This window comes from Streptomyces sp. NPDC027663 (assembly GCF_055566415.1).
Genome location: NZ_JBVHSK010000021.1, coordinates 15182 through 39399, shown reverse-complemented (window position 1 = coordinate 39399; position 24218 = coordinate 15182). Strand labels below are relative to the sequence as shown.

Annotated in this window: 19 protein-coding genes and 1 pseudogene; 10 read left to right on the top strand and 10 right to left on the bottom strand. The window is 68.8% G+C overall.

Annotated elements, in window-relative coordinates; all coding sequences use genetic code 11:
• The first annotated feature begins 136 nt into the window (after nt 1-136).
• From ACZ4SF_RS34735 to ACZ4SF_RS34720, 4 genes are all read left to right on the top strand, one after another.
• Nucleotides 137-1333 (top strand): lycopene cyclase family protein, encoded by a 1197-nt coding sequence (locus ACZ4SF_RS34735; RefSeq protein ID WP_468392474.1) that lies wholly within the window; start codon nt 137-139, stop codon nt 1331-1333.
• A gap of 33 nt (nt 1334-1366) precedes the next feature.
• Entirely contained in the window at nt 1367-2101 is a 735-nt protein-coding gene (locus ACZ4SF_RS34730; RefSeq protein ID WP_468392472.1) for a methyltransferase domain-containing protein, read from the top strand.
• Nucleotides 2098-3669, top strand: a complete 1572-nt coding sequence (locus tag ACZ4SF_RS34725) for an FAD-dependent oxidoreductase (RefSeq protein WP_468392470.1) — start codon at nt 2098-2100, stop codon at nt 3667-3669. The genes ACZ4SF_RS34730 and ACZ4SF_RS34725 overlap by 4 nt, the downstream gene beginning before the upstream one ends.
• Nucleotides 3670-5326: 1657 nt before the next feature.
• On the top strand, nt 5327-5998 hold the full coding sequence (locus ACZ4SF_RS34720; RefSeq protein ID WP_468392468.1) for a hypothetical protein: 672 nt from the start codon (nt 5327-5329) through the stop codon (nt 5996-5998).
• A 23-nt stretch (nt 5999-6021) separates the two neighbouring features.
• Here ACZ4SF_RS34720 and ACZ4SF_RS34715 read toward each other — a convergent pair whose 3' ends face one another.
• The 5 genes from ACZ4SF_RS34715 to ACZ4SF_RS34695 form a co-directional block, all read right to left on the bottom strand.
• Complete coding sequence (locus tag ACZ4SF_RS34715) at nt 6022-6489, bottom strand: hypothetical protein (protein ID WP_468392466.1); 468 nt, start codon at nt 6487-6489, stop codon at nt 6022-6024.
• Nucleotides 6490-6968: 479 nt separating this feature from the next.
• Nucleotides 6969-11507 (bottom strand): caspase, EACC1-associated type, encoded by a 4539-nt coding sequence (locus ACZ4SF_RS34710; RefSeq protein ID WP_468392464.1) that lies wholly within the window; start codon nt 11505-11507, stop codon nt 6969-6971.
• Nucleotides 11504-11908 carry an effector-associated constant component EACC1 gene (locus ACZ4SF_RS34705; RefSeq protein ID WP_468392462.1) on the bottom strand — a complete coding sequence of 135 codons (405 nt, stop codon included), beginning with the start codon at nt 11906-11908 and terminating at the stop codon, nt 11504-11506. Before ACZ4SF_RS34705 ends, ACZ4SF_RS34710 begins: the two co-directional genes overlap by 4 nt.
• A gap of 370 nt (nt 11909-12278) precedes the next feature.
• Complete coding sequence (locus ACZ4SF_RS34700) at nt 12279-12866, bottom strand: lytic transglycosylase domain-containing protein (protein WP_468392460.1); 588 nt, start codon at nt 12864-12866, stop codon at nt 12279-12281.
• Nucleotides 12867-13086: 220 nt separating this feature from the next.
• On the bottom strand, nt 13087-13710 hold the full coding sequence (locus tag ACZ4SF_RS34695) for a DJ-1/PfpI family protein (RefSeq protein WP_468392458.1): 624 nt from the start codon (nt 13708-13710) through the stop codon (nt 13087-13089).
• 89 nt (nt 13711-13799) lie between these two features.
• Here ACZ4SF_RS34695 and ACZ4SF_RS34690 point away from each other — a divergent pair, with 89 nt between their 5' ends.
• On the top strand, nt 13800-15137 hold the full coding sequence (locus ACZ4SF_RS34690) for an aminotransferase-like domain-containing protein (RefSeq protein ID WP_468392456.1): 1338 nt from the start codon (nt 13800-13802) through the stop codon (nt 15135-15137).
• Nucleotides 15138-15431: 294 nt separating this feature from the next.
• Entirely contained in the window at nt 15432-17351 is a 1920-nt protein-coding gene (locus ACZ4SF_RS34685; RefSeq protein WP_468392454.1) for a serine/threonine-protein kinase, read from the top strand.
• Nucleotides 17352-17425: 74 nt separating this feature from the next.
• On the opposite strand, the gene ACZ4SF_RS34680 is transcribed toward ACZ4SF_RS34685, so the two are convergent.
• Both ACZ4SF_RS34680 and ACZ4SF_RS34675 read right to left on the bottom strand, forming a co-directional pair.
• Nucleotides 17426-17821 carry an LppU/SCO3897 family protein gene (locus tag ACZ4SF_RS34680; protein ID WP_468392452.1) on the bottom strand — a complete coding sequence of 132 codons (396 nt, stop codon included), beginning with the start codon at nt 17819-17821 and terminating at the stop codon, nt 17426-17428.
• A 341-nt stretch (nt 17822-18162) separates the two neighbouring features.
• Nucleotides 18163-18486: a hypothetical protein gene (locus tag ACZ4SF_RS34675; RefSeq protein WP_468392450.1), complete on the bottom strand. Its 324-nt coding sequence runs from the start codon at nt 18484-18486 to the stop codon at nt 18163-18165.
• Nucleotides 18487-18734: 248 nt separating this feature from the next.
• Between ACZ4SF_RS34675 and ACZ4SF_RS34670 the strand changes: the two are divergent.
• Nucleotides 18735-18924 (top strand): annotated as a pseudogene (locus ACZ4SF_RS34670) (IS630 family transposase); the annotation flags it as partial.
• A 323-nt stretch (nt 18925-19247) separates the two neighbouring features.
• On the opposite strand, the gene ACZ4SF_RS34665 reads toward ACZ4SF_RS34670, so the two are convergent.
• A complete protein-coding gene (locus tag ACZ4SF_RS34665; RefSeq protein WP_468392449.1) occupies nt 19248-19631 on the bottom strand; it encodes a hypothetical protein in 384 nt (127 codons plus the stop codon).
• A gap of 313 nt (nt 19632-19944) precedes the next feature.
• Here ACZ4SF_RS34665 and ACZ4SF_RS34660 point away from each other — a divergent pair, with 313 nt between their 5' ends.
• From ACZ4SF_RS34660 to ACZ4SF_RS34650, 3 genes are all read left to right on the top strand, one after another.
• Nucleotides 19945-20631 (top strand): hypothetical protein, encoded by a 687-nt coding sequence (locus tag ACZ4SF_RS34660; RefSeq protein ID WP_468392447.1) that lies wholly within the window; start codon nt 19945-19947, stop codon nt 20629-20631.
• A 388-nt stretch (nt 20632-21019) separates the two neighbouring features.
• Nucleotides 21020-21715, top strand: a complete 696-nt coding sequence (locus ACZ4SF_RS34655; RefSeq protein WP_468392446.1) for an alpha/beta fold hydrolase — start codon at nt 21020-21022, stop codon at nt 21713-21715.
• A 9-nt stretch (nt 21716-21724) separates the two neighbouring features.
• A complete protein-coding gene (locus ACZ4SF_RS34650) occupies nt 21725-22399 on the top strand; it encodes a winged helix-turn-helix transcriptional regulator (protein WP_468392444.1) in 675 nt (224 codons plus the stop codon).
• Nucleotides 22400-22528: 129 nt separating this feature from the next.
• Here ACZ4SF_RS34650 and ACZ4SF_RS34645 read toward each other — a convergent pair whose 3' ends face one another.
• Nucleotides 22529-23188, bottom strand: coding sequence for a hypothetical protein (locus tag ACZ4SF_RS34645; RefSeq protein ID WP_468392443.1), 660 nt, complete (start codon nt 23186-23188; stop codon nt 22529-22531).
• Between the two features lie 56 nt (nt 23189-23244).
• Nucleotides 23245-23823 (bottom strand): hypothetical protein, encoded by a 579-nt coding sequence (locus tag ACZ4SF_RS34640; RefSeq protein ID WP_468392441.1) that lies wholly within the window; start codon nt 23821-23823, stop codon nt 23245-23247.
• Nucleotides 23824-24218: the final 395 nt, after the last annotated feature.

Here is a 24218-nt window from a genome sequence, read left to right as displayed (position 1 = left end):
CCTCGGATGCGCCGTTCGGTGGAGATCCCGGCGCCGTGGGCAGCCGGCCGTCCGACACGCCCATGGCTGCATCCGCCGCGAACGGCGGGCGGGAAGACTGACGGCAGGACGGACCGGCCTCGGGAAGGGAGCCTCCGTGGACATCACCGCGGATGTCGCCGTCGTGGGCGCAGGGGCCGCCGGACTCTCGCTGGCCCTGCGGCTGGCCCGGCCGCCCGCGGGCGCGCGCCGGGTGACCGCGGTGTTGCTGGCGGCACCACCGGGCCCATTCCGCGCACCGGAGCGCACCTGGTGCTATTGGGAGACGGGAACGGGGCCGTACGACGGGGTGCTCACCGCCTCCTGGCAGCGGCTGCGGGTGCGGTGCGGTGACGGGCGGACGGTGGACGCCGGTATCGCGCCCTTGCACTACAAGATGCTGCGCTCCGCCGCGTTCGAGGAACTGGTCGGCCGAGTGCTCGCCGACAGCCCGCACGTGACAGCCGTCCAGGCCCTGGCCGAACGGGTCGAGTCCGCGCCGGGCGGCGCGCTGGTGCACGCCCGGCGGGCCGGCGGTGGCCGGGTGACCGTCCGCGCCCGCTGGGTGTTCGACTCCCGGCCGCCGGCGCACCTGCCGCCGGCCCGCACGACGCTGCTGCAGCACTTCCGCGGCTGGTTCGTCCGCACCCGTCGGCCGGTGTTCGATCCGGCGACGGTGGAGTTCATGGATTTCCGCACCCCGCAGCCCGCTCGCGGCCTGTCGTTCGGCTACGTCCTGCCCACCGCCCCGCAAGAGGCGTTGGTCGAGTACACGGAGTTCTCCCGCCACGCACTCGGCCGGGACGCGTACGACCGGGCGTTGCGGCACTACGTCACCCGGATCCTGAAGGCCGGGGACCACGAGGTCACCGCGTGCGAACAGGGTGTCATTCCGATGACGGACGCGGTGTTTCCCCGGCAGACCGCCGCCTGCGTATTCCGGATCGGGGCCGCGGCAGGCGCCACCCGGCCCGCGACCGGCTACACCTTCAGCGCCGTGCAACGCCAGACCGGCGCCGTGGCCGCCGCGCTCCACGCAGGCCGCCGCCCACTGCCCCCACGCGCCCACTCGGCCCGCTCCCGGCTCATGGACGCAGTGTTGCTCCACGCCCTCGACCACGGCCGACTGGACGGGCCTGCCTTTTTCACCCGGTTGTTCAGTCACGTGCCCGCGCGCCGGCTGCTGCGTTTCCTGGACGGGCGCACCAGCCTCCCGGAGGATCTGTCCATCGGTCTGCACGCTCCCGTCGCCGCGATGCTCGGCTCGGCTCTCGCCCTGCCGTTCACCCCACGCCGGAACCTCCCCGCCGCTTGACGCCTGCGGCCCATGACCCGTTACGGAGATGGCATGCCCGTGCTACGCGACGCCGACCTGGCAGCCGCGTTCGACCACGCCGCCCGCAGCTACGACACCCTCGTGGCGGCCAACCCCGGTTACCACGCCCACCTGCGCCGCTCCGCCCGGCGCCTCCGCCTGCCCGGCGAGGGCCGGGGTCTGAGACTGCTGGACCTCGGCTGCGGCACGGGCGCCTCGACGGCGGCGCTGGCCGCCGTGCTGCCTGGCGCGGACATCACGGCCGTCGACGCGTCGCCCGGCATGCTGCGGCGTGCGGCCCGCCGGCCGTGGCCACGGCCGGTGCGTTTCGTGCACGCCCCGGTGGAGCACCTGGCCGGCGCCGGGGTGACGGGTCCGTTCGACGCCGTCTTCGCCGCGTACCTGCTGCGCAACACCGCCGATCCGGACGCCGTGCTCGCCTGCGCACTCCGGCTGCTCGCGCCGCACGGCCGACTGGCGGTGCACGAGTACGCGTTGAGCGGACGGGCGCCACACCGGGCGGTGTGGAACGCGGTGTGCGGCGGACTCGTGCTGCCGGTCGCCGCGCTGCTCGGTGACCGAGCGCTCTACCAGCATCTGTGGCGCAGTGTCCTCGCCTTCGACACGGCCGGGCAGCTCGGGGAGCGCGTACGGCGGGCCGGGTTCGAGCTGGTGCGGGTACTGCCCCTGCCGGGCTGGCAAACCGGCATCACCCACACCGTCGTCGCACGCCGCCCGTCCGCCGGCACCGGCGAGGCGTGGCGATGACCGGGCCACGTCCTCGCTCCACCGCCGGAACCCGCCCGCCCCTTCCCGGCCGGGACCGGCTGGCCAGACTGGTGCCCGCACCGCCGGGCGCCGAACGTGCCGAGGGGGCCGGCACGCCGCACGTGGCGGTCGTCGGCGGCGGTATCGCGGGACTGACCGCGGCCACCGCTCTGGCCGAGCGCGGCGTACGCGTCACCCTGTACGAGCGTGATGCCCAGCTCGGCGGGCGGCTGGCCGGATGGCCCACGCGACTGGCCGACGGTACGACGGTGACCATGAGCCGTGGTTTCCACGCCTTCTTCCGGCAGTACTACAACCTGCGTGCCCTGCTGCGCCGCACCGACCCGGGCCTGTGCCGCCTGACTAGCCTGCCCGACTACCCCCTGCGGCACGGCAGTGGCCGGCGGGACGGCTTCCGGCACGTGCCGCGCACTCCACCGTTGAGCGTGCTCGGGTTCGTGGCACTGAGCCCGTCGTTCTCCCTGGGTGATCTGGCCCGGATCCGTGCGCGCTCGGCGCTGCCGCTCCTCGACGTACGGGTGCCCGCGGTCTACGACCGTCTCGACCAGGTCAGCGCGTACGACCTGCTGGAGGCCATCGGCTTCCCCGCGGCGGCACGGCACCTGGCCTTCGAGGTGTTCTCCCGCAGCTTCTTCGCCGATCCCCGGCAGCTGTCGGCCGCGGAGATGGCGCTGATGTTCCACATCTATTTCCTCGGCTCGGCCGAGGGCCTGCTCTTCGACGTGCCCACGGAGCCGTTCCCGCAGGCACTGTGGGACCCGCTCGCCGGCCGCCTGCACCGACTCGGCGTGCGCGTGCGCACCGGCACCGCGGTGGAGGGCGTCTCCGTCCGGCCCACGGGTGGCTTCGCCGTGGCCGCCGCGAGCGGCGAGGAACCGTACGACGCCGCGGTGCTCGCCCTCGACCCCTCGGCGCTGCGCTCACTGGTGGCCCGCTCCGGCGGTCTCGGCGACAGCGAGTGGCGTGAGCGCGTGGCGCGGCTGCGCACCGCCCCGCCCTTCCTGGTGTCCCGCCTGTGGCTGGACGCGCCCCTGCGCGCGGACCGGCCCGGGTTCCTCGGAACCAGCGGATACGGCGCCTTGGACAACGTCAGTGTGCTGAGCGGCTGGGAAGGAGAGGCTGCCCGCTGGGCCGCCCGCACCGGCGGATCGGTCGTGGAGCTGCACGCCTACGCCCTTCCCGGCAACGCCGACAGGGCTGTCACGCAGAGGAAGCTCCTCGATGAACTGCGTCGCCTCTACCCGGAGACCCGTCGGGCCAGGGTGGTCGACGCCCGCCACGAATGGCGTGCCGACTGCCCCCTGTTCCCGGTCGGCGGACACGCCGACCGTCCCACGGTGCGCGCTTCCACGCCCGGCCTGGTTCTCGCAGGTGACTTCGTCCGCACCGACCTGCCGGTGGCACTGATGGAACGGGCGTCCACCAGCGGCTTCATCGCCGCCAACACCCTGCTGCGCCGCTGGGGACTGCGGGGACATGCCCTGTGGACGGTGCCCAGCCGGGGCCGCTGCGCCGTTCTGCGGTGGGCGGCGGCACGCCTCGGGTGATGACCGCCGAGCGCACGCGTACGGGACGGGTGCCCTAGGGCGGCAACAAGGCCACCCAACCGGCAGCAGCGGGGCGAGTGCGCCCTCCTCCGCTGCCGGGCCGGCGGCCGCCCTCCGCGTCCGTCTGCGGCCGCCGAAGGACGCGGCCGTGGAGATGCGCATCCGAAGTGACGGGGTGAGCATGAACTCGTGACGTGCCGAGTGCCTCGGCAGCGCGGACGGCTCCGCCGGGACGACCCGCCCGGAAGGCGTGCCGTGCAGGGCCGTGCAAGCGACGGCCGGAAGCATTCAGGCGCCGCTGCCGCCGCCCTGCTCATAGGCGGCTGTCTGTTCTTCTTGGCGTCGTTCGCCATCATCGTCGCCCGCGTCTGCCACGTCTGGCTTGCCACTCATCCCTGGCAGTGGCCGGGCACCGGCGGCTGATGCGCGCCCCGGACATGACCGCTGCTCGACCTGCGGTTCACCGTCGGATTCCGGCTCATGTCCCTTTCCAGTGGACTCGTTCCATTGACGGTGATGGGCTGACGGCTTGGGCGCGTGATCGAACCCTTAGCGACGGTCGACCCGCCCATCAGAACGCATGCTGCTCGCAGAGCTACGGAGGCAAGCCGCCAGGCGCTTACCCACATCGGTCTTTCCCTCCGAAGAACACGGTCGATCCGACAGAACACGGTCGATCCGGCGCCCGGTTTGGTAACTCATCCCCCATGGAAGCAGTGCAAACAATTGACGCTGAGCGCAATGACGGCCGCGAGCTGCCCAGCAGTCGCGAGGGCGTCGCACGTCGCGTGCACCGGCTCCGTCGTCTGGAGAAGTAGCCTTCTTGAAGAATTACAAGCCAGGTACTCGAATTTTTGACACCGTAGGGGGGCAGACGCCTACCTACCCTCATAATGCTTCTTCAACCTTGTGCCTGCATCTTGAGCCGTTCTTGCACCGACGGTCATCCGTGACGTGCCCCTGGAACCGCTTGCCCACATGACGCCATGACACCTCCGCGCACGCGCAAGGGTTTCGTGCCTCCCGGCTGTCAGCTCAGCACACCCGTGGACCTGTCGGTCCATCCGTTGATCCACAGGGACAGCACCTCAGTGTCGTACTCCGGTCGTGCCTCGGCCACCATCCGCACTGCACGACGGTGCAGCTCAAGCGGGTGCTGGGAGAGCAGGGTGGGGCGAGCCGCTGCGATTTCCCTCCCGAACCACTCTTCCCCGATAGACATTTGGAAACGGAGAACCGGCCTACGTAGTAAGGGGCCGTCTTAACTGGCTTTGTGAGACACCGTCACTCCTCGCCGCCGGAGACGGGCTGGAAGGTCGGGCTGACTACGTAACGCGCCGCCCCGAACGGCTGGAGATCGGCATCGGTAAGAACGCCGTAGAGGAACGCCGGGGTGGACATGTCGTAGCGGTGCCATTATCCCCCCACCGCCCCCGGGCCCGCGACGAACCCAGGACGCGGAGCGGGCCGGGATGCAGGACGGGCCGGGACGGCCGGCGGCAGAACACCGAGCAGCGAACTGCCAGGCGAGCGGGGCGGGTCGGACGCCGGACCGAGCCGTCGGTACGTTGGCCCCGAAGAACTGGTGATTCCCGACCAGCGCATCACCGGGCAACTTGTAGACAGGAGAAGGAATTTGGCCAAGCGGACTGTAAGTGTGCTCGCAGCTTCGATCGCCCTGGTGGGCGTGTTAAGCGGTTCGGCGGTAGCCACCGAGACGGGGCAGGGCACCGGTGAGGCGCAGGCTGCCAAGACCTGTGGAAGCGTGAAACTGTCCGGCTCGCTGCCCGCGCCGCCCGCGGGGGTGGCGGTTCAGCAGCAGGTCACCATCGGTGACGACTGCATGCCGGAGCTGGGTCCGGTCCGATACGTGCCCGCCGGTTCGACCACGGAGGCGGTCACGGGCGCGCGGATGGGTGCCGCCGCTGTCGGTGCCCATCAACTGCACACGTGGAGCGAGATGTTCGACTGCTGCAACATCCGCATGACCGGCCTCTACACCACGTCGACCTGGAACACGGCCTCGGGCCGCGTCGTCGACGCCGCCACCCAGGCTCGCCAGGAGTGGAACCGGGAGCCCTGGAACGCGGGATGGTCGCTGCTGACGTCGTCCGAGAAGGACGACTGCGCGACCAACTGCGCCGTCGTGAACTCCGAGGCACACGCCTCATTCACCTATGCCGGCATCTTCGACCCCACCGGCACGGTGTACGCCAACACACACCACTCCTATGTGCAGATCGACGCGGACTCCGGCGTGTCCTGTCACTTCGACGTAGAACTGAAGCACACCTTCATCGGGTGGAACTGGCGTCGCGGCTGCGAGTGATCCGGACCGGCGGGCCTGGCCAGTCAGCGGGACCGATGGCCGAGGAGTTCGATCAGCCCCACCGGCAGGAAGACGGGCCGGTGGGGTCGGCCGACCTGGTACGACACGAAGCCCAGCGAGGAGGCCACCATGACCTCCTCGGCCGTCTCCGCTTGGTAGACGACTCGGCAGTGGCCGGAGTCAGCCTTCGCGCGCTGCCAGAGGATCGGAGCCGGCTTGCGCTCGGTCTCGGCGCGCGGAGTGAGGATTCGGTCTCCGAAATCCTCCCAGGCGAAGGGGACCGGGCCCCGCCACGTCGCGTCGACCACCTCTTTCAGCTTGGCCGCGCGCTCGGCGTCGGTCGTGCCCCAGGAAGGCGGAACATTGGTGATCAGGCCGACTTTGATGTGGCGTTCACGCAGGACGCGCAGGTAAGAGGCCGCGCCACGCTGATAGTCGGTGCTGCCGTCGTCCGCGGTGTGCAGGAGGGTCTCGCCCAGGTCGAAGTACACGACAGGACAGCCGCGTTCGCTGCTCGCACGTGCAGCGACGACCGTTCCCGCGTCTCCCCGCGGGTCCTCGGGAGCAGCCCCACTCGCCGTGGCACAAAGCAGGGCCGACACCAGGACGGCACCGAGTACGAGGCTCGCACGGACCAAGCTCTTTGAGGCAGACCTGACCATGGCGTCGTCGCCCTTTCTCCATCCGTCCGCGTCGGACAAGACGTACACCTTGGCACCCGGCTTGCCCCGGGTCCACAGGACTCGAACCTGCAAGTTGCCCCCTTTTTTGCTCGGACGTGAGCCGAGTCGAGAACCGCGCGGGACAGGTGAACCCGGTCCTTTCACCGGGAGTGGCAGCATCTGCCGATGCAGTCGGCTCCAGACTCCGGCACGCGACCGGATGACGACCGGCGATGCGCCGTCGATGTCGGCACCGCCCACTCCCCATGCTCAGTCCCACCGACCGACCAACCACGTTGGACACGGGCTCAGGACGGATGACACGGGGGGTCGTACCGCTTGTCAGGGAGGTAGTGCTTCCACTGCTTGCGGGTGATCGGGTCGCCGACCCCGTCGCAAAGGTCACCGATCACACGTTCCGGTTCGATGTCCCAGATGTCGACGCCCGCAGAGGCCCTGACGGTGGCGAGGGAATCGCCTTCCGGGGTGAACGCGAGTGCGTAGATCCCGGACGGCTCCTCGGGCAGGTAGGAATGCAGCTTGGGGGATTTCGGATCGGTCACGTCCCAGATTTCCGGGCGCCCGTCGTCACCCACCTGTTTCTGCGCGACCAGGGCAAGACGGGCTCCGTCGGGGCTGAAAGCGATCGGGCTGCCGTAGATGCCCATGTTGACGTGCGACACCTCTTCGGCGAGCCGGTGCTTCTCGACGCGCCACAGTCTCAGGGTGCCGTCGCTTTCGAAGGCGGCGAGCAGCTTGCCATCAGGCCGGAAGGCAAGGTTCACCGAATCGATCGCGTCTGGTACATGCCGCCCCCACCGCTTTTCCGGGTGCGTCGGGTCCGTGAGGTCCCAGGCCTGCAACTGGTCCAGGGCATGGGGTTGGGGATCGTTGCGGTCGACGAAGGGGGAATCGGCGAGGAGGAGACTCTCGCCGTCCGGGGAGAAGTCGAGGTGCGTCGTCGTCGCCTTGATCCGGGCGATCTGCCGTGGACGCCTGGGGTCCGCGATGTCGTAGATCCTTACGACCGGTGGTTTGTGGTTGCTGTCCTTCCAGCCATTCATGTCGGATACCGCCATGACGGGCTGAGTGGGGCTGAAGGCGATCGCCTGCACACCGTTGTCCAACTCGTCGATGGTGGACAGCAAAGGTGCGTGATCGCGGGTCGCGCGCAGCCGCAGGCCGACGTATTGCTCTTTCTTGCCCTTCTGGTCGGCCTTCTTGCCCTCGTACACCTCCACATCGGCGAGGAGGCGCCCGTCGGGACTGAGGGCGATGTCGGCGCCCGTGAACATGCTGGGGGAGCGCGTCACGGCCAGCACCCGGAATGAATCAGGTGTATCCGTCACGTCGAGCAGGTAGTTCACGCCCACCCCTTCGAGGGCGAGCAGTCGCCTCTTGCCCACCAAGCGGTAGTCGAACTGGGCTCCCGTTCCGGGCGTCGCCGGAATGAACGTCTCGGCCCCCAGCTGGGCGGAGTTGCTGAGGTACCAGACGCGAACGCCGCGGTCGGTGGCCTGTAACAGCCTTCGGGAATTGCCGGGGTCGAAGAGGACCATGCCTGGCTCGTTCGTAGTTCCTCCCCCGCCCCCGCCCGACGCCCCGGACAGGATCGCGTTGGGAATCACGGATTTCATATAGATCCGGATGTGCCATTGGCCGCCGCAGGTCCCGACGACGTACTCGCGGTCCGGGCTGAACGTCACGGAGTCCATGCCCTCGTAACACTGCATGGAGGTATCGCCGGCGTCCGTCGAACTCTTCTTCGCCGGCCCCATCCGCTCGGGCTTGTCGGGCGCGTCCAGCTTCCAGAGCCCGAGCCCGTCGTTGTTCTTCCCCGCCACCGGGGCCGCAAGCTTCTCCCCATGAGGATCGAAGGCCACCCGGTGCAGCGGCCTCGTGTTCGCCGTTGTGGTGCGGTCGTACTTCGCCCCTTGGAGCACCGCGACCCGCTCGGGCCGTCCGGAGGCCGCCGCCTTCCACAGCTGGATCCGGCCGTCGACGCTCATACTGGCGAGCAGGTCGCGCTGGGGTGACACGGCCAGGGAGTCGACCCGTGCGGAATGCGCCGTGAGGGACGGCAGCGGCCTCGGCGCGGCCCGGTCGCCGATGTCCCAGACACGTATCCCACCGGTCCACAGGCCGCCGTACAGTATCTTGCCGTCTCTGCTGAGGACGAGCGAGTGGACGGCGTGGTCCAGTCGAGGCGCGGAGGTCTGCCGCGGGTGTGTGGGATCCGATATGTCCCACAACCGCACCCACGTCGTCTTCGGTCGACGCTCGTCGTACGTCACGGCGGCGAGTGTCCGGCCGTCCCGACTCACCGTGACCGGGCCGATCACGTCCACTCCCTTCCGCTCGATGCGCTGGGAACCGCCCTTGAAGCGCAGTTCGACGGCATCGCCGACCGATATCGCGAGGATCCGGCCGTCACCGCTGTAGGCAAGGTCGTGGGCCGGTTTCTCCGCGTTGATCACGCCCGCCGTGCGCCTGCTGTTGAGCAGCGCGCCGCGTCCCGCGTCCTTGTTCATCCGGTACGAGATGAGGCTCAGCTGTTTGGCCAGGCCGGGCTGTTGGTCACGGATGCCCTCAGCCTCTGCGGCGAGGTACCGGGCCAGGTCGCGGTCGCCCGCCCGTTCGGCCCGGCGCTGGAAGATGACGGAGCCGATCAGCCCGGACGTGGCAAGCACGGTCAGGGCCACGAGGCACGCCACCGCGATCCGGGCCCTGCGCACGCTCCGGCGCTCCTGCTGCCAAGAGGCGTCCACGAACTCCGCGAGCACGGACTCGGGTTCGACCGCGCTCGCCGGTGACGACTCAGCACGTTCCCGGACAGCGGCCAGCCTGCTCCCCCGGTACAGCAACGACGGCTCCCGCTCGGCCCGCTCCCACGCCCGCGCATCCGCGGCCAGTTGCTGCCGGGCACGCAGCCAGTCCCGGTCCGCATCGACCCACTCCGCCAGTCGCGGCCAGGCGCGCAACAGCGCCTCATGACTGATACGGGCGGAATCGTGGTCCAGCGTGAGCAGGCGGGCCCGAGTGAACCGGTCGATGGCCCGCTGCCCGGCCGAAGTGTCGGGCAGGCCGTGCAGCAGCGCGGAGCGGTCCACGGGCTGGGCCGTGTCGGCGGAGTCCTCCCCCACCCGCACCAGCCGGGGCAGCATGAGCCGTACGGCTTCCCGGCCCTGCCGGTCGAGTCCGTCGTACGTGTCGTCGGCGGTGGTCTTGATCGCCTCCGCGATGCCGCCGGCGGCACGGTACTGGGCGACGGTGAGCCGCGATCCGGTGCGTCGCAGCCAGGTCGCCCACAGGACATGGGACAACAGCGGCAGCGCGCCCGCGGTCGGCTGCTGGTCGGCCGTCGCGCCGAACTCGTGCAGGATCACGTCGGCGAGCCCCTCGTCGAGGACCAGCCCTGCGGCGGCCGCCGGTCCCTCGATGGCGGCGTCGAGTTCTTCAGGGGTCATCGGCTCGACCAACAGCTGGGTGTCGCGCAGAGCGGCGAGCAGTTCGGGGTGCGCGGCCGCCTGACCGTAGAAGTCGGCCCGAAGCGCGAGCACCACCAGCGCCTCGGGCAGGTCCCCGACGGGCCGGGCCAGGGCAGTGACCGCCCGCAGGAACGCGGTGCGTTCCTGCGGGTCCGGGCACAGGGTGAACAGTTCCTCCAACTGGTCGATGAGGACGATCAGCCGCTGCTCCGGTCGGCCGGCCAGCAGTCGTGCGGCCAGTCCGGCCGCGCGATCGGGGGCCTCCCGCATCAGATCGACGGCCTCGGGGCTGGTGTCGAACAGCGCTGCCAGCCGTCGGAGCGGGCTTCTTCCGGGGGTGAGGCGCAGGGGGAGCCAGGAGGTGGTGCCGAGCAGGCCTCGCTCGCGCAGTCCGGCCGTGAGGCCGGCATTGAGCAGGGAGGTCTTTCCCGAACCGGACGAACCCACCAGGATGAGCAGGCCCGGCTCATCCGCCCCGGCCACCTCCGTCAGCGCGGCGAACACCCGCTCCGTCATGCCGTCGCGCCCGAAGAACACGTCGGCGTCTTCCACGCCGAAGGCATCCAGGCCCAGATACGGGCAGCGACCGGGCGCGGGCTCCGCATCCTCCGAAGGTCCCGCCTGCGCGGGCACCGCCGGGTTCGGTGCGATGACGAGGTGTCCCGAGCGGTCCCCGGCCTGGCGCCGCGGCAGCGGCCCCTGCCGGTCGCTCATCTTCCGGAAGACCGCGTCGAACACCGCGTCCAGGGTCAGTGGTTGGAGCCCGCGCGGGTCGCCGTGCGTCAGCAGCTCGATGAGCGCGCCGGTGAACGCGGTGTGTGCGGCGTCAGGAGGCGCGAGGGCCAGCTGTTCCGCGGATCCCATGAGGTACATGCCGTGCGCCGGCGTCATGGTGAGCGCAGGCAGGGACGATCTGCCGCTCAACGAAGCCCGTCCGGAGAAGCAGCAGTCGAGTACGACGACGACGGACGACGCACGGCTCGCCTCCAGCGCCTGCCGCAGCGAGGAGAACGACAGGGCCTGATGCTCGGCCATCCCGGGGGTGAGGCGGTCGGTGCCGGTGGCCGCGAGGTACAGCTCTCCGTCCGGGCCGAGCAGACCGTGCCCGATGAAGTAGACCAGCAGCACGGTGTCCGCACACTGCGCCTCCTCGGTGACGGCCCGTGCCATGGTTTGCGCGTCGACCGGGTCGAGCAGCGTGCGCAGGCGGTCGGGCCGCACCCCACAGCGTTCGAGCAAGACCGCGCGCAGATCCCGGCAGGAGGTGGCGACGGCCGGCACCGACGGCAGCAGGGGTCCCTGGTGCGTGGCGGTGGCGATCAGCATGACCCGTACGCCTTCGCCCGACAGGTCCGTCATGGCAGCTGACCACGCTCGGGCTCGTCCGCGTTCTCTCGTTGCTGGCTCAACAGATTGGTCACCTCGGTCACTTGCTGCTGCAGAGCGGCAGCGTCGAGACCGGAAACCCGCTTGGCGGTCAGCTCCAGCGAACTCCGGTTCGGGAGCGTCACCTTGATGTGCACATCACCACGGCGGGTGCGTAGCCACGCAATGAGACCGGTTGCGAACGCGGTCGCCGCACCGGCCGGACCGACTGCGACGGACAACGCGTCCAGCACCGGACCCAGCGTGCCGGTGTCCGGCGGCCGCTCCACACCGTCGACCCGCCCGCGTAACTCCTGAGAATCGGCCAACCAGTCGCGAAGGGAACGGAGTTGGTCCGCCCCGTCAGGGTCTTCCGAGATCACTGCAACGTCCATGGCTCCCCCGTCCGCATTGCATGAGAACCGCATGAGATACGCGGCTGTCATTGCAGCACATGAGGCTAGCGATGTTCGCCGCTGCGAAAAAGACGTCCGCGCGGAGTTGGTGGCAGCCGGACCGAGCGGGTGGCCGATCCGACCGCCGGGTACCGCGTCAACCCCTCATCGCCGGTGTTCCTCAGCCTCCGTGCGTGGTGAACCAGCAGGAACAGGCTCCTCTCCCACGTGCCGTCCGCCGGCCACCTTGCCCGGGCGCGGGTCGCCGTCACGGAGGAGCACGGGGTAGGTGGCATGGCGGCCATGGGCGTCCGGTTGAGCCTGTGTGGTGTCGAGGAGGACTCCCGTCTTGCCTTGTCGCTGCGGGGCTCTACGCCGGCAGATGTCCGCCACGGTCCGTCAGGACTTGTGCGGCGCGGTTCCGGTACGTACGGAAACGGCGCAGGTACGACCGTGCCATGGGTCCTGGTGGAACCCCCCTGGCAAAGGACCGCATGTTGCGCTCGCCCGTGTTGTAGCCCAGGGCGAGGAGTTCGTCACGGGTGTAGCGGCGCACGTGCCGCTGCGGCAGGCTCCCGTCGAGATCTTTCAGGTGCAAGGCCGCCGCGCGGATGGCGAAAGCGGGATCGTCACGCAGGTCCTGCCATCTCTCCGACAGGCCGTGCGTCCGCCGGACCTGCTCGAACGTCGCACGGTGCATGTTGGCGACCCCGAAGGACGCCCCGGGTTTCCACCACTGCCACAGCCGCTCCAGCAGCGGATGGTGCGGCTTGTACGCCTCGACGTGGAGCACCGTCATGACCAACAGGGGTGACACATCGGCCTCCCCCGCGCTGCGCATCACGCACCCGGTGTATGCGGCAGGGTCATAGCCGCCGGGCCGCAGCGGTGGCCAGCGAACATCACCGGTGTCCGTGGGAATCCGCAGCCCCGACACCGCCGTTGACCTGTCGGTCATCCTCGCTCACCTCTCCCCTGCCGCCCGGCCGCCGCGCGAGCGACGAAGCATCCGCCGTCCTGCAGTGCGCGTGCCCGCGGCGCCCGGCCTCAACCAGTGCGCCGGGTGTGCCTTTGGAGGGTGATGTGCGCGCCCCCGATGGAGCGTAAGTTGATCAGGTGCCCCCGGTGCACGTGGGTGGATCTCCTGGCTTGCACGTGGGTGAAGCTCCTGTGGGTGTTCAGACCAGCGCCGGTGTGGGAGCGGGCAGGTAGGGGGTGATGTTGCGCCAGGCGCGCTCGATGTATTCCTCCTTCTCGCCGACCGGGGCGACATAGTGCAGTGCGCCTTCGGCGGCGTCGTTGCCCTTGAGGCGGGCGATGATCCAGGCGGCGAGGTAGTGCGAGGCGAGGCAGCCGCCGGCGGTGGCGATGTTGTCCTTGGCGTAGAAGGGCTGGTTGAGCACCTCGACGCCGGCGGCGATGACCCAGGGCTTGGTGATGAGGTCGGTGCAGGCGGGGATGTCGTTGAGCAGGCCGAGCCTGGCCAGCACGAGCGCGCCGGAGCACTGCGCGGCGATGAGCTGGCGAGAGGGGTCCAGGCCGCGCAGGACACTCATGATCGCCGGGTCTTCGACCACCTCGCGGGTGGCGATGCCACTGCCGACGATGACGGCGTCGGCGGCACACGCCTCCTCAAGAGTGGACATCTGTTCGATGGTCACCCCGTTCATCGACGTCACCTTGGGGCTGGGGGTGGCGATGGTGACACGCCAGTCGTCGGTCTTGATGCGGTTGAGCACACCGAGCGCGATCAGGGAGTCGAGTTCGTTGTAGCCCTCGAAGGTGAGGATGGCGATGTGCACGGCGACTGTCCTTCCGGATGCGTGAGGTCTCAACGGTAAGGACCCGCGATCAAGACAGTCAAAGAATTGTCATGGATACAATTCCGGGCATGGCAGCCCCGCGGTACAAGATCCTGGTCGACTCGTTCGCTTCCGACATCCGGACGGGCCGGCTCGCGGCGGGTGAGCGGCTGCCCACACACCGCGGGCTCGCCGCCCGCGAGGGCATCGCCGTGGTGACCGCGACCCGGGTGTACGCCGAGCTCGAAGCGATGGGCCTGGTGAGCCGGGAACAGGGCCGCGGCACGTTCGTGCGTGACATCGCGGTTACCGCAGGTCACGGCATCGATCAGCAGATCGTCGCCACGGATGCGGTCGACCTCAACTTCAACTACCCCTCCCTGCCCGGCCAAGCCGATCTCCTACGGCAGGCCCTGCGAGAGGTGGCCACCTATGGTGAACTCGACTCCCTGCTGCGCTACCAACCGCATCGAGGGCGTCCCCAGGACAGAGCCTCGATCGCACGGCACCTGAGGCGTCGAGGGATCACTCCTGACGCGGATCACATCCTCATCGTCAGCGGTGCGCAGCACGGCCTGGCCATCACCGTCATGGCGGCGCTCAACGCCGGCGACGTCGTCGCGGTCGACGCACTCACCTACCCGGGTTTCAAGGTGCTCGCGCATGCCTTTCATCTCGACCTGGAGCCCATACCCGCAACCACCGACGGGCCGGATCTCGATGCCCTCGAGAAGCTGTGCGCGACCCGCCCTGTGCGCGCCGTCTACACCATGCCCACCCTGCACAACCCTCTGGGCTGGGTCATGCCGGCAACTGACCGCACCCGTCTGATTCGGATCGCTCGACAGCACGGGCTGCTCATCATCGAAGACGCCTCATACGCCTACCTGGTCGAGGGCCCTCCACCGCCTCTGGCCGCAAGTGCACCGGACATCACCTTCTACGTCTCGGGACTGTCCAAGAGCGTCGCCACCGGCCTCCGGGTCGGCTTCGTCGTCGCCCCGCCGTCCAGGGTGTCCTCGCTCGAACGTGCGATCCGGGCGACCACATGGAACACCCCGGCCCTTACCACCGCGATCGCCTGCCGCTGGCTCGAGGACGGCACGGTGGATCACTTGGAAGCGCAGAAACGAGCCGACGCCAAGGCCCGCCAAGCGATCGCCAGAGAAGAGCTGGCAGGCCTGCCACTCATATCCCACCCCTCGTCCTACTTCACCTGGATGCCGCTGCCCGACGCCGCACGCGCCGATCGCCTGACAGCCACCCTCGCGCGTCAGCACATCTCGGTGTCCACGGCGGAGCCCTTCACCACCTCGATGCACACACCGCAGGCGATCCGCCTCGCTCTCGGCTCGACCGATATGGACAGTCTCCGGTCGACGCTGCGCACAGTGCGACGAGTCGCCGTTGAGGACGCCTGCGCTTGACCTCCCTCCGATCAGCCCATTCCCGCCCCACCGGCCTCTGCGGACGAAAAGCCGTCGGCGCTGGAGCGTGGGCGCCGGTCGGCCTGGGACCCGAGCCTTTCCGGGCGGCCTCGTACGCGCGATGGAGCGGGGTGCGGCTCGTCCGAAGTGCTGGCGGATCTTCCTCTTCGATCTCACCGCGCATTTTCACCCGATCGGCATCGCCCGGGTGGTTCACGCTGAGCGCAGCCGCAAGGCTGTGCCTAAAAACCACTGGGGAGTCTGCCTCGTTGACTACTGACGTGGACGGTGGGCATGCCGAGACCGGATGATCCCGCGGGCCGGGTGATCGCCGGGCGCTACAGGCTGGTGCGCAGTGTGGGCGCCGGCGGTATGGGGCGTGTTTGGCTCGCCCACGATGAGGAGTTGGCGTGCGATGTTGCGCTCAAGGAAATCGCCGTACCGCCGGAGGTTTCGGAGCATGAGCTGATTGCGCGCATCGCCAGAGCCCGAGGTGAAGCGCGGCACTCCGCTCGGCTGCGGAGCAACCCCCATGTGGTGACGGTCTACGACATTGTCGTCGATGCCGGCCTGCCGTGGATCGTCATGGAGTACGTGCCCGGAGCGAAGGACCTCGAGGCCATGGTCCGCGAAAGCGGGCCTCTGTCAACAGAGGAAACCGCCGGGCTCGGCCGGGCCCTGCTCGATGCCTTGAACGCGAGCCATCAGCTGGGCATCTTGCACCGGGACGTCAAACCCTCCAACGTCCTGCTGACCAAATCAGAACCTCGCGGCCCGCACCGTGCCCGGCTCGGAAGGGTCCTGCTCACCGACTACGGAATCTCGCTCCAACAGGACGTCGCCGAACCACGGCTCACCACCTCTGCCGGATTCGTCGGAACCCCGGGCTATCTGGCACCGGAACGAGCGCGTGGTTCCGAGCCGACACCAGCATCAGATCTGTTCTCACTTGGCGCCACGCTCTACTTTGCAATCGAAGGCCACGGCCCCTTCGACCGGAGTTCCGCAGTAGAGACCCTCGCCGCGCTGCTCACCGAAGAGCCCACCCCACCGCACCGAGCGGGCAGCCTGACCCCCATCCTGCTCAAACTCCTCGCCAAAGACCCCGCGCACAGACTCAGCGCCGACGACGCAGCCGTCCTCCTCCAGTTCACCGGCGAGCCCACCCGAACCCCGCCACGGACCATCGCCGACGTGCCGCGGCCCGTCGAGCAAACTCCGACCTCACAACCCCCACCGCGCCCTCCAGGACCAGAACCACCAGTACGTCCGCCGCCGCGCAAGGGCCTGGCACACAACTGGCCGTTCTGGAAGCGTCCAAGAACCCCACACCGGACACCACATCGGCAACGGTCCCTCAAAACCCGGCGCATCATTGCCCTGACCGCAGCCGGGATGCTCATCGCCGGCATCGGAACGTGGGTAGCGGTGACAGGCTCCAACGGACCACACAAGCCCTCCCCTCGGACGCCTCCTCCGGGCCCATACATGCCGTACGGAGAGGCCGTCGGACTGACCAAGGAACTACAGCCGGGCGACTGCGTGAACGCTGCATGGACCACGCGGAAATTCAAAGGACTGCCACACCTGGAAATCACGAACTGCAGCGGCGATCAAGCCCACGACGGCCAGGTGCTCGACGCGGACCCCGCGAGTTCTCTTGAGGATGCGCAGAAGAACGGCGACAACCGATGCAATATGCTACTGGAAGACACCATGCATGTGATGGCTGACGCCCGCTCATACGCACTCCCACCCAGCGAACAAGGCTGGGACAGCGGAGTCCGAAACACCGCCTGTCTGATCTTCAATCAAACGGTGCAGCTCGCGGGAAGCGCTGGCCAATTCCGCAAGATCGGCGACTACGACGATATGAGCGTCGCGGCCGTCGGGGATTGCTGGAGCAATCAGGAGTCAGGCGCGGTTCTGGTCCGATGCGGCACTCCGCACGACGGGCAGACCGCTGGGTTCATCAAGACACCCGAGACAATGACTTACGAAGAAGCCTCCGCAGATGCTGACACTCTCTGTCAGGATAAATACGGTTCCACGTATATGCAGGAGGGTGTCGCCATCGGGGCGTATCTCCCTGACGAGGACAGCTGGAAGAATGGATTCCGCTACATTCAATGTGATGTGGTCAGCGCGGACGACAAGAAGCTCACTTCAAGCGTCGTCACTTCGCAGCTGTCGCCTCAACCCACGTCGATGTAGGTTTCGGGGCGGCAGGCAAAAACCCGCATTCCAGCGCTTGTCACGCCTCAGATGACATGTTCAGGGGGTGCCGGCTACTTCTTGCCCTTCTCGTTGTTTTCCTTGAAGCAGACGACGAACCAATTTCCGGCACCTGACTGAGTGAGCGAGCCGGTCGAGTCCGGGACGTCGGAGCACGCGAGGGAATCTACGACTGCATTCTTGTCCATCTTCAGGACCTTGTAGTCGGCGTGCGGGTCCGTGCAGTCGAGCTTCTTGGTCTTGGCTTCCTCGTCCGTCCCGATGTTCTGGAAGCAGTCACCGGCCTTGAGCGTCGCGGACTGGTCCTTCGTGTCGTACGGGCCCAAGGCCCAGAACGCCACCATGCCCGCGAGGACAAGGACGAGACCGAAGAAGACCAGGCGGTTACGTCGTATCTGCGCAGGAGTGTACGAAGTGTTCGGGCCGCCCAGGGACGGTATGTGGGACACGGGCAGTTCCTCGGACAGTGGGGACATACGAAGGCGACCACGAATCTAGCCCACCTGCCTGACTCGTCGTTCGCAGCCTCCTGCTGGGCCCGCCCATCGTCACCGGGTTGACTCGGACCGCGTTTGGGATCTGCCGTGCCGCGAGGCTGGGGAGGTCGTTGAGCGTGGTGTGAGTGGTCATTCCGAGCCGAGCACGGGGCTGATCCGCGGTCCACTCCGAACCCATGACCGCTGGGCAATGATCGGCATCATGGTCCGCCGGCGCACCCGAGGCCGCTCTGCAACCCGACCAGGCCCTCAACCGCTCTCACGTGCCGCCGGCTGACACAGCGCACGTCCCCTCACGTGTCGTCCAAGCCGTCCCACGGCGCGCTGAACCCGAGCCGGTTCGGGTAGAACTCGGCCCAGTCGTCCTGCTCCTCTCCCTCGGGATATTCTCCGTGGCACTCGCTGACCAGGCCGAACAGGGTTCCGTCGACCTCCACGGCGAACGGGGCGATCGCGATGTCCGTGAAGTGCTGTCCGGGCAGCGCGTCCAGCCACTCGTGCAGGAGCCGCTGCGCGGCTTCCGCCATCGGCGCCTTTACCGGCCCGTCGGCGACCGTTCCGGCTGCGCTGATCCGGGAGTCCAGGTGCCGACCGGCAGCGTCGAACTCGTGCACCATGGACCACCACCGCCGCAGTAACCGGCCATCGCCGTCCCAGCCTGCGAAAACACCACAGACGTGGGCAAAGAACTGGCCTCCGTCCCACTGTCCAACAGTGGACGTTCGGTTGTACGGCTCACACCCGGTTGAACGGCTCACACCGAATGGGAACCAGGTCAGGCACAGTCATGTCCGCACCCTACGTGCCGGCCACGACGGCACGGATGCTTGGCTGACCTGGTTCGCCGCAGACCTCAAACGCGGCCGTGTTCCGACTCCCGGCTGACGCCCCTGACCTCAATCCGACCGAGGGCATCTGGGCACTCGCCAAGCGACCTGGGCAACCCGGCCGCCGCGGACCTCGGTGAAATCACCGGAGCCGTGAGTCGGTTCGAGAAGACCCGGTACCGCGCTGACCTCGTCGACGGCTGCATCGCTGCCACCGGGCTGAGCCTGGTCCACGTGACCACTGGCCACGTCGACGCCGATGCGTCCGAACAGACCACTCGTTGCGATGGCGACCAGCCCCCGCTCACCGATCCCCCCGAAGTAGACCGGCTCGTTCAGCGGCCGGTACTCGTATCCGATCAACCCGCCCGGGATGCCGGTCTTCCCGAGATCGACAGCGATCCGGGTGGGCACCTCGGGGTGGGCCTTGACGGGGATCAAGACGAACTCGGGCTTCGGCAACTGCGGCAGGGGCCGGCTCACGGGAAGATCCTCTCCCGACGGACTGTCGGGCAACACCTGTGGGCCCACGAGGCGGGCGACGCGGTCGGTCAGGTGGGCGATGCAACGAGGGTGGTGGCGACGGACCGCTTGCGAAGTCCGTCCGCCAGGTACGCCATTTCCATGCACGTGCCGGACAGCCCGACTCCACTCAGCTCGGCGGCCATCAGCCGGGCCTCGCCCAGTGACAGGTGGCTCAGCTCCCGCAGTGCTCGCAGGACGGGGACGAGACTGGGCTCCCTGTTCGCCAGGCGAAGCCGAGCGGCGCCGTGCTCGGCCAGTAGTGCCTGCCTGATCTCTTCGGGAGTCGGGCCTGCACCCGTCTCGCACCACGCATCGGGGCAGGCTCGGCACTGGCCTTCGACGCTCCAGCGCAGCTGTCCCCTGTCGATGAACTGACCGACGTCGCGGACGAGTACCCCACCACAGGTCACGCACGGCGCGATATGTCGGAAACCGAGTTGTTGGTGCGCAGAGGGCGGATGGCCTGATAGGCGGGCGAGTTGTACCACTGCCACCGGCCCGGTGGGCCGCCCGTGCGCAGCCCGAACGCAACGTGGAGTGCTTCTCGCTGCGGATCCGGCAGGCCTCCAGCCGCCCCAGCATCGGCGCGCACAACTGGTGGAGCCCGGCGAAGGCCAGCTCCATCTCGGACTTCGCTCGTCCCACCGTCGGTTCGCCTGCGCGGGCTTGCCGGGCGCCGGAAAGCCCCGCAGCTTGATGATCAACAAAGGATAGGCTGTGTGCATGTCACGTGCACGCGTCACCCTCGTAGCTGCCCTTGTAGGAATTGCCGCGCTCACCGCCTGCTCGTCCAGCAGCGACAAGCCGGCTCCCGGGTCCGGCACGCAGCAGGGCGACGAGCCGGTCTCCGCTCCCGCTCCGAAGCCGATCACGAAGGACCTCCCCCAGGCCCAGATCACCCAGGCCCTGCTCGGCGACGGCGAGACCCTTCCCGGCTGGTCCCTTCACGGCGACAAGTCGGTGACGGACGGACAGTACTGCAACGGCGCAAAGGAGGCCGACTCCGCGCCGGCGGGCTGGGTCCGCGGCGGCGATTCCTCGTACGAGTACAACGGCTCCACGAACAACATGGCGTTCATACACATCTGCCTCTTCACATCGGCCGATGCCGCGCACCGCCAGTACACGACGTGGAAGGGCACCGAGACAAGCAAGCAGCAGAAGCCCAAAAAGCCGGTGGGCGACGAAAACACACTGGTCATCAACCCCGGTCTCAGCGACGACTCCGTTTACGGTTACGTCCGTTCCGGCAAGGTCAACATCCGGGTACGGATCGAAGGCGGCACCGCAGGCGACCCCTCGGGCACGCAGGCCATGCTCGCCGCGACGCTCAAGCGCCTTCAGCAACTGCAGGACGGCAAAGCCGCCACCGTGACCGCTCCTGACGAACAGGCCGCGGCCCGGCAGTAGCGGAACAGCGATCTGCGATCACGACAGACGGACGGGGGGCCGTCGGGTGCGTGCACACGCCGGCTCAGCCGCCACACCCCAGCGGTCAGATCCCACGTCACCGCTCATCCAACCGCTCGCACGCCCAACCCGGCGAACCTACGTGGTCGGAGCACTAGGGAAGGCGCCTGAGCACCCGCCTCGCCGACCGCCGGCCCGTGACCGTCGGCCACATCCTGCACAGGAAGTCAAGGGCTAAGGTCGGTGACCGGGAGGGTCGCCGACAGGCTCGTCGGCTGCGTCACCGCAGGCGCACGACATCGGTGATGTGCCTGACCACCGATGACCACGAGGCGGATGCGGAGAAGTTCGCCGACCAGGTACCGCCCCTGCAGCGCGAGGAGGACCAATGACCACCTACGTACTCGTCCACGGCGCCTGGCACGGCCCCTGGGCCTGGGACCGGGTCGTCCCGCTCCTGCACGCCGCGGGGGCCCGCGTCCTCGCCCCGAACCTCGGTGCTCCCGGCGGCCACGGGCTGCACGACGACGCCGACACGGTCGCCGCCGTCCTCGACGCCGTCCGGGACGACGAAGTCATCCTGGTCGGCCACAGCTACGCCGGCCTGGTCGTCCGGGAGGCGGCCGACTCCCGCCCCCGTACCGTCGACCACACGGTCCTCGTGGACGGGTGGGCAGGGCCGGACGGAGCGAGCATCCTGGGCCTGGCCCCCGAAGCCTTCGCGACCGCCGTTCACGCGGCCGCCGCAACGTCCCCCGACGGACGCTGGATCCCGGCCCCGCCGCCGGCCGCCTTCGGCATCGCCGACGCCGCCGACGCGGCCTGGCTCGAGGCCCGTCTGGTCCCCCAGCCGCTGCGCACGTTCACCCAGACCACGCGACTGAGCGGACACGTCGAGCGGATCCCCGGCACGGCCGTGCACTGCCGACCGCTCACCTACCCCTTCGACCGCTTCGGCGCGGCCCTCGGCTACCGGTCCCACGCGCTCGACGGCCCGCACGACGTGATGCTGACCGATCCCGAGCCGCTGACCCGGCTCCTCCTGGAGACCCGCCGGTCCGAGAACAGGAAGCGCGAGGTCTAAAGTGAAGACGTGGAGCAGCGAACGTACAACCAGTACTGCGCGACCGCGCGCACCCTCGACCTCGTCGGTGAGCGCTGGACCCTGCTTCTGATCCGCGAGCTGCTCACCGGGCCCAAGCGCTACGGCGACCTCCAGACCAGCTTGCGCGGCCTCGGCACGGGACTGCTCGCCACGCGCCTGAAGCACCTCGAGCGCGAGGGCCTGGTCCACAAGATCACGCTTCCCCCGCCCGCCCGCACGCCCGCCTACGCCCTCACCGAGGCCGGTGAGGAACTCGGGCCCGCGGTCCTGGCGCTGGCCCGCTGGGGACTGAAGTGGGCGATGGGCGAACGACGTCAGGAGGAGACATTCCATCCCGGCTGGGCGGTGCTGGGTCTTCGCGCCTGCTTCGACCCGGAGGCCGCCGCGGGGCTGCGCGCGGTGTACGAGTTCCGCGTGGGCGAGGAGGTCTTCCATGCCCGGATCGACGACGGCACGATCGAGGCGCTGCACGGTCCCGCCCAGCACCCGGATGCCACGATCGCCCTGAGCGAGGAGGTGTTCGTCGGCGTGACGAGCCAGGAAAGGACCCTCGCCGAGGCGATCGCCACCGGATCCGCTGCGACGAGCGGAGACACCGAGGCCCTGCGCCGGCTGAAGAAACTCTTCCGCCTTCCGTCCCCGCGTTCCCGAACGGCGAAGTGACCGCCCCACGCCATCGGTCGGCCGGCGTGTGCACACACCCGACGGCCCCGCCAGGAAAGCGTCGGACGGCGTGGACAGCGTCTGGAGTCGCAGGGTCGCGGGGCCACAGCCAGTCCCGCCGGCTCCCGGTCAGGGCCCGCTGTGAACACTGTCGACGATGCGATCATGCATTTCGCGCAGTTCCTGCTCGCTGTCGGAGTTGTACGTCACGATCTGGATGATGTGATCACCGTCGGCGATCGTATGAGCGACACCTGCCTGGTGTCTGCCGCCCTCATCGCTGTACATGCGGGATTCCAGAGCGGGATGATCGTGCACGGTGGTCCGGCTGCGCGACTCCGCCGTGCGGGATGCGGTGATGGACGTATCTCTGCTCGTATCGAATTTCTCTTCGACGGTTTTGACGTGCAGTTGCTGGAGGTTCTCGTCGGTGCCGGACGCGTCGTAGATCGTTACGTAGTACGACCCGTGGCCGACGTGCGCACTGTATTCACGTGACGCGAAGCCGTCAGCGGTGTGGGGAGGTGTCTCGGCCTCCGTCAGCTGAGGGAACTCGAAGCTGATGCCGCTGCGAGGATCGGTGATGTTGTTCCAGTCCGGGTAAGGGATCGCGCAGGCGACGGGACTGCCGCAGGCCATGGTGGCCACCGAGCGCACATCGTCGGCGTTCGGCACTTGGGGGGCGGCGAAGGCGGTGGCGGGCAGCAGGGCGCCTGACACGGCCACGACGGCGGAGCGGGCAAGCAGCCCCCGGCGGTCCGCCGGCGAGCAGAAGAACATAGTGATCACGTCCTTGGGATGGTGAGGAGAGGGCCTGTTCCCGCACCCCCCGGGGGGCGTTGCGATCAGTTGACGACCGGACCGGGGTCGTCCGGAGGCGTGTAGACGCCGTAGTCGTCGTCACCGCAGGGTGGATTGCCGCAACCGCGGTCGTTGCTGGTGTCCCCGCCGGCCGCGTCGGAAGGATCACCGCCACCTTGGTCAGGGCCCGGGTCATAGCTGGTATCCCCGGCGGCCGCGTCGGAAGGATCCCCACCGCCCTGGTCAGGGCCCGGGTCATAGCTGGTGTCCCCGCCGGCCGCGTCGGAAGGATCGCCACCGCCCTGGTCAGGGCCCGGGTCATAGCTGGTGTCCCCGCCGGCCGCGTCGGAAGGATCGCCAGTGGGCGCCTGTTCGGTGCCGGCCTCGGAGCTGGTGGGCTCGTCGGGAGTTTCTGCAGGGTCCTCACCAGGGCCTGGGGCGTTGGGCCCTTGTCTGCAGCCGCTGTCGCCCTCGTCGGTCAGGACTACGTCGCATTTGTCCGGGACCTTGGGGTCCCGGCCCTCGGGGGCGGCGAATGCGGTCGTGGACAGGGAGGTGCCTCCTGCGGCCAGGGCGGTTGCAGCCATGATGAGCACGAAGCGTCGGGTCTTGGTGCTGGACATGAGAGTGGGTTCCTTGCTCGCTCAGGAGGCATGGGACGGAAGGGGTCGGAGAGTGGCCTTTCGGCCTGGGTGTGTCGTGGTCTGTGATTCCAGTGAGCCCCGGGGCCGCAGCCCAGGTCACGGCACGAAAAGTCGGGGCTTGACAATCCGGCGGGCCGGGGGTCGGGGGCGGTATCGGGATGCACGCCGGGTGCCGGGTGGAAACGCTTCCTGGTCTGCGGCTGGTGGGAAGGGCGCAGAACGACGTGCCGCTGACGGTTGTGGGCGATGGCGCGGTAGATACCCCGGGCGGCCCAGAGCGTTGACGCCGGCTGCAGTACAGCCCTCGAAACGGCCCGGCCGCCGCGTGCGCTCGACAACTGTCCGGCGACGGCTTGCGCGCCGCGGTACACCGT

Coding starts and splice junctions, on each gene's coding strand:
- ACZ4SF_RS34730 (WP_468392472.1), top strand. CDS start 1,367: ATGCCCGTGCTACGCGACGCCGACCTGGCAGCCGCGTTCGACCACGCC.
- ACZ4SF_RS34725 (WP_468392470.1), top strand. CDS start 2,098: ATGACCGGGCCACGTCCTCGCTCCACCGCCGGAACCCGCCCGCCCCTT.
- ACZ4SF_RS34710 (WP_468392464.1), bottom strand. CDS start 11,507: ATGACGGACCTGTCGGGCGAAGGCGTACGGGTCATGCTGATCGCCACC.
- ACZ4SF_RS34705 (WP_468392462.1), bottom strand. CDS start 11,908: ATGGACGTTGCAGTGATCTCGGAAGACCCTGACGGGGCGGACCAACTC.
- ACZ4SF_RS34700 (WP_468392460.1), bottom strand. CDS start 12,866: ATGACCGACAGGTCAACGGCGGTGTCGGGGCTGCGGATTCCCACGGAC.
- ACZ4SF_RS34690 (WP_468392456.1), top strand. CDS start 13,800: ATGGCAGCCCCGCGGTACAAGATCCTGGTCGACTCGTTCGCTTCCGAC.
- ACZ4SF_RS34685 (WP_468392454.1), top strand. CDS start 15,432: ATGCCGAGACCGGATGATCCCGCGGGCCGGGTGATCGCCGGGCGCTAC.
- ACZ4SF_RS34675 (WP_468392450.1), bottom strand. CDS start 18,486: ATGGTGCACGAGTTCGACGCTGCCGGTCGGCACCTGGACTCCCGGATC.
- ACZ4SF_RS34660 (WP_468392447.1), top strand. CDS start 19,945: ATGTCACGTGCACGCGTCACCCTCGTAGCTGCCCTTGTAGGAATTGCC.
- ACZ4SF_RS34655 (WP_468392446.1), top strand. CDS start 21,020: ATGACCACCTACGTACTCGTCCACGGCGCCTGGCACGGCCCCTGGGCC.
- ACZ4SF_RS34640 (WP_468392441.1), bottom strand. CDS start 23,823: ATGTCCAGCACCAAGACCCGACGCTTCGTGCTCATCATGGCTGCAACC.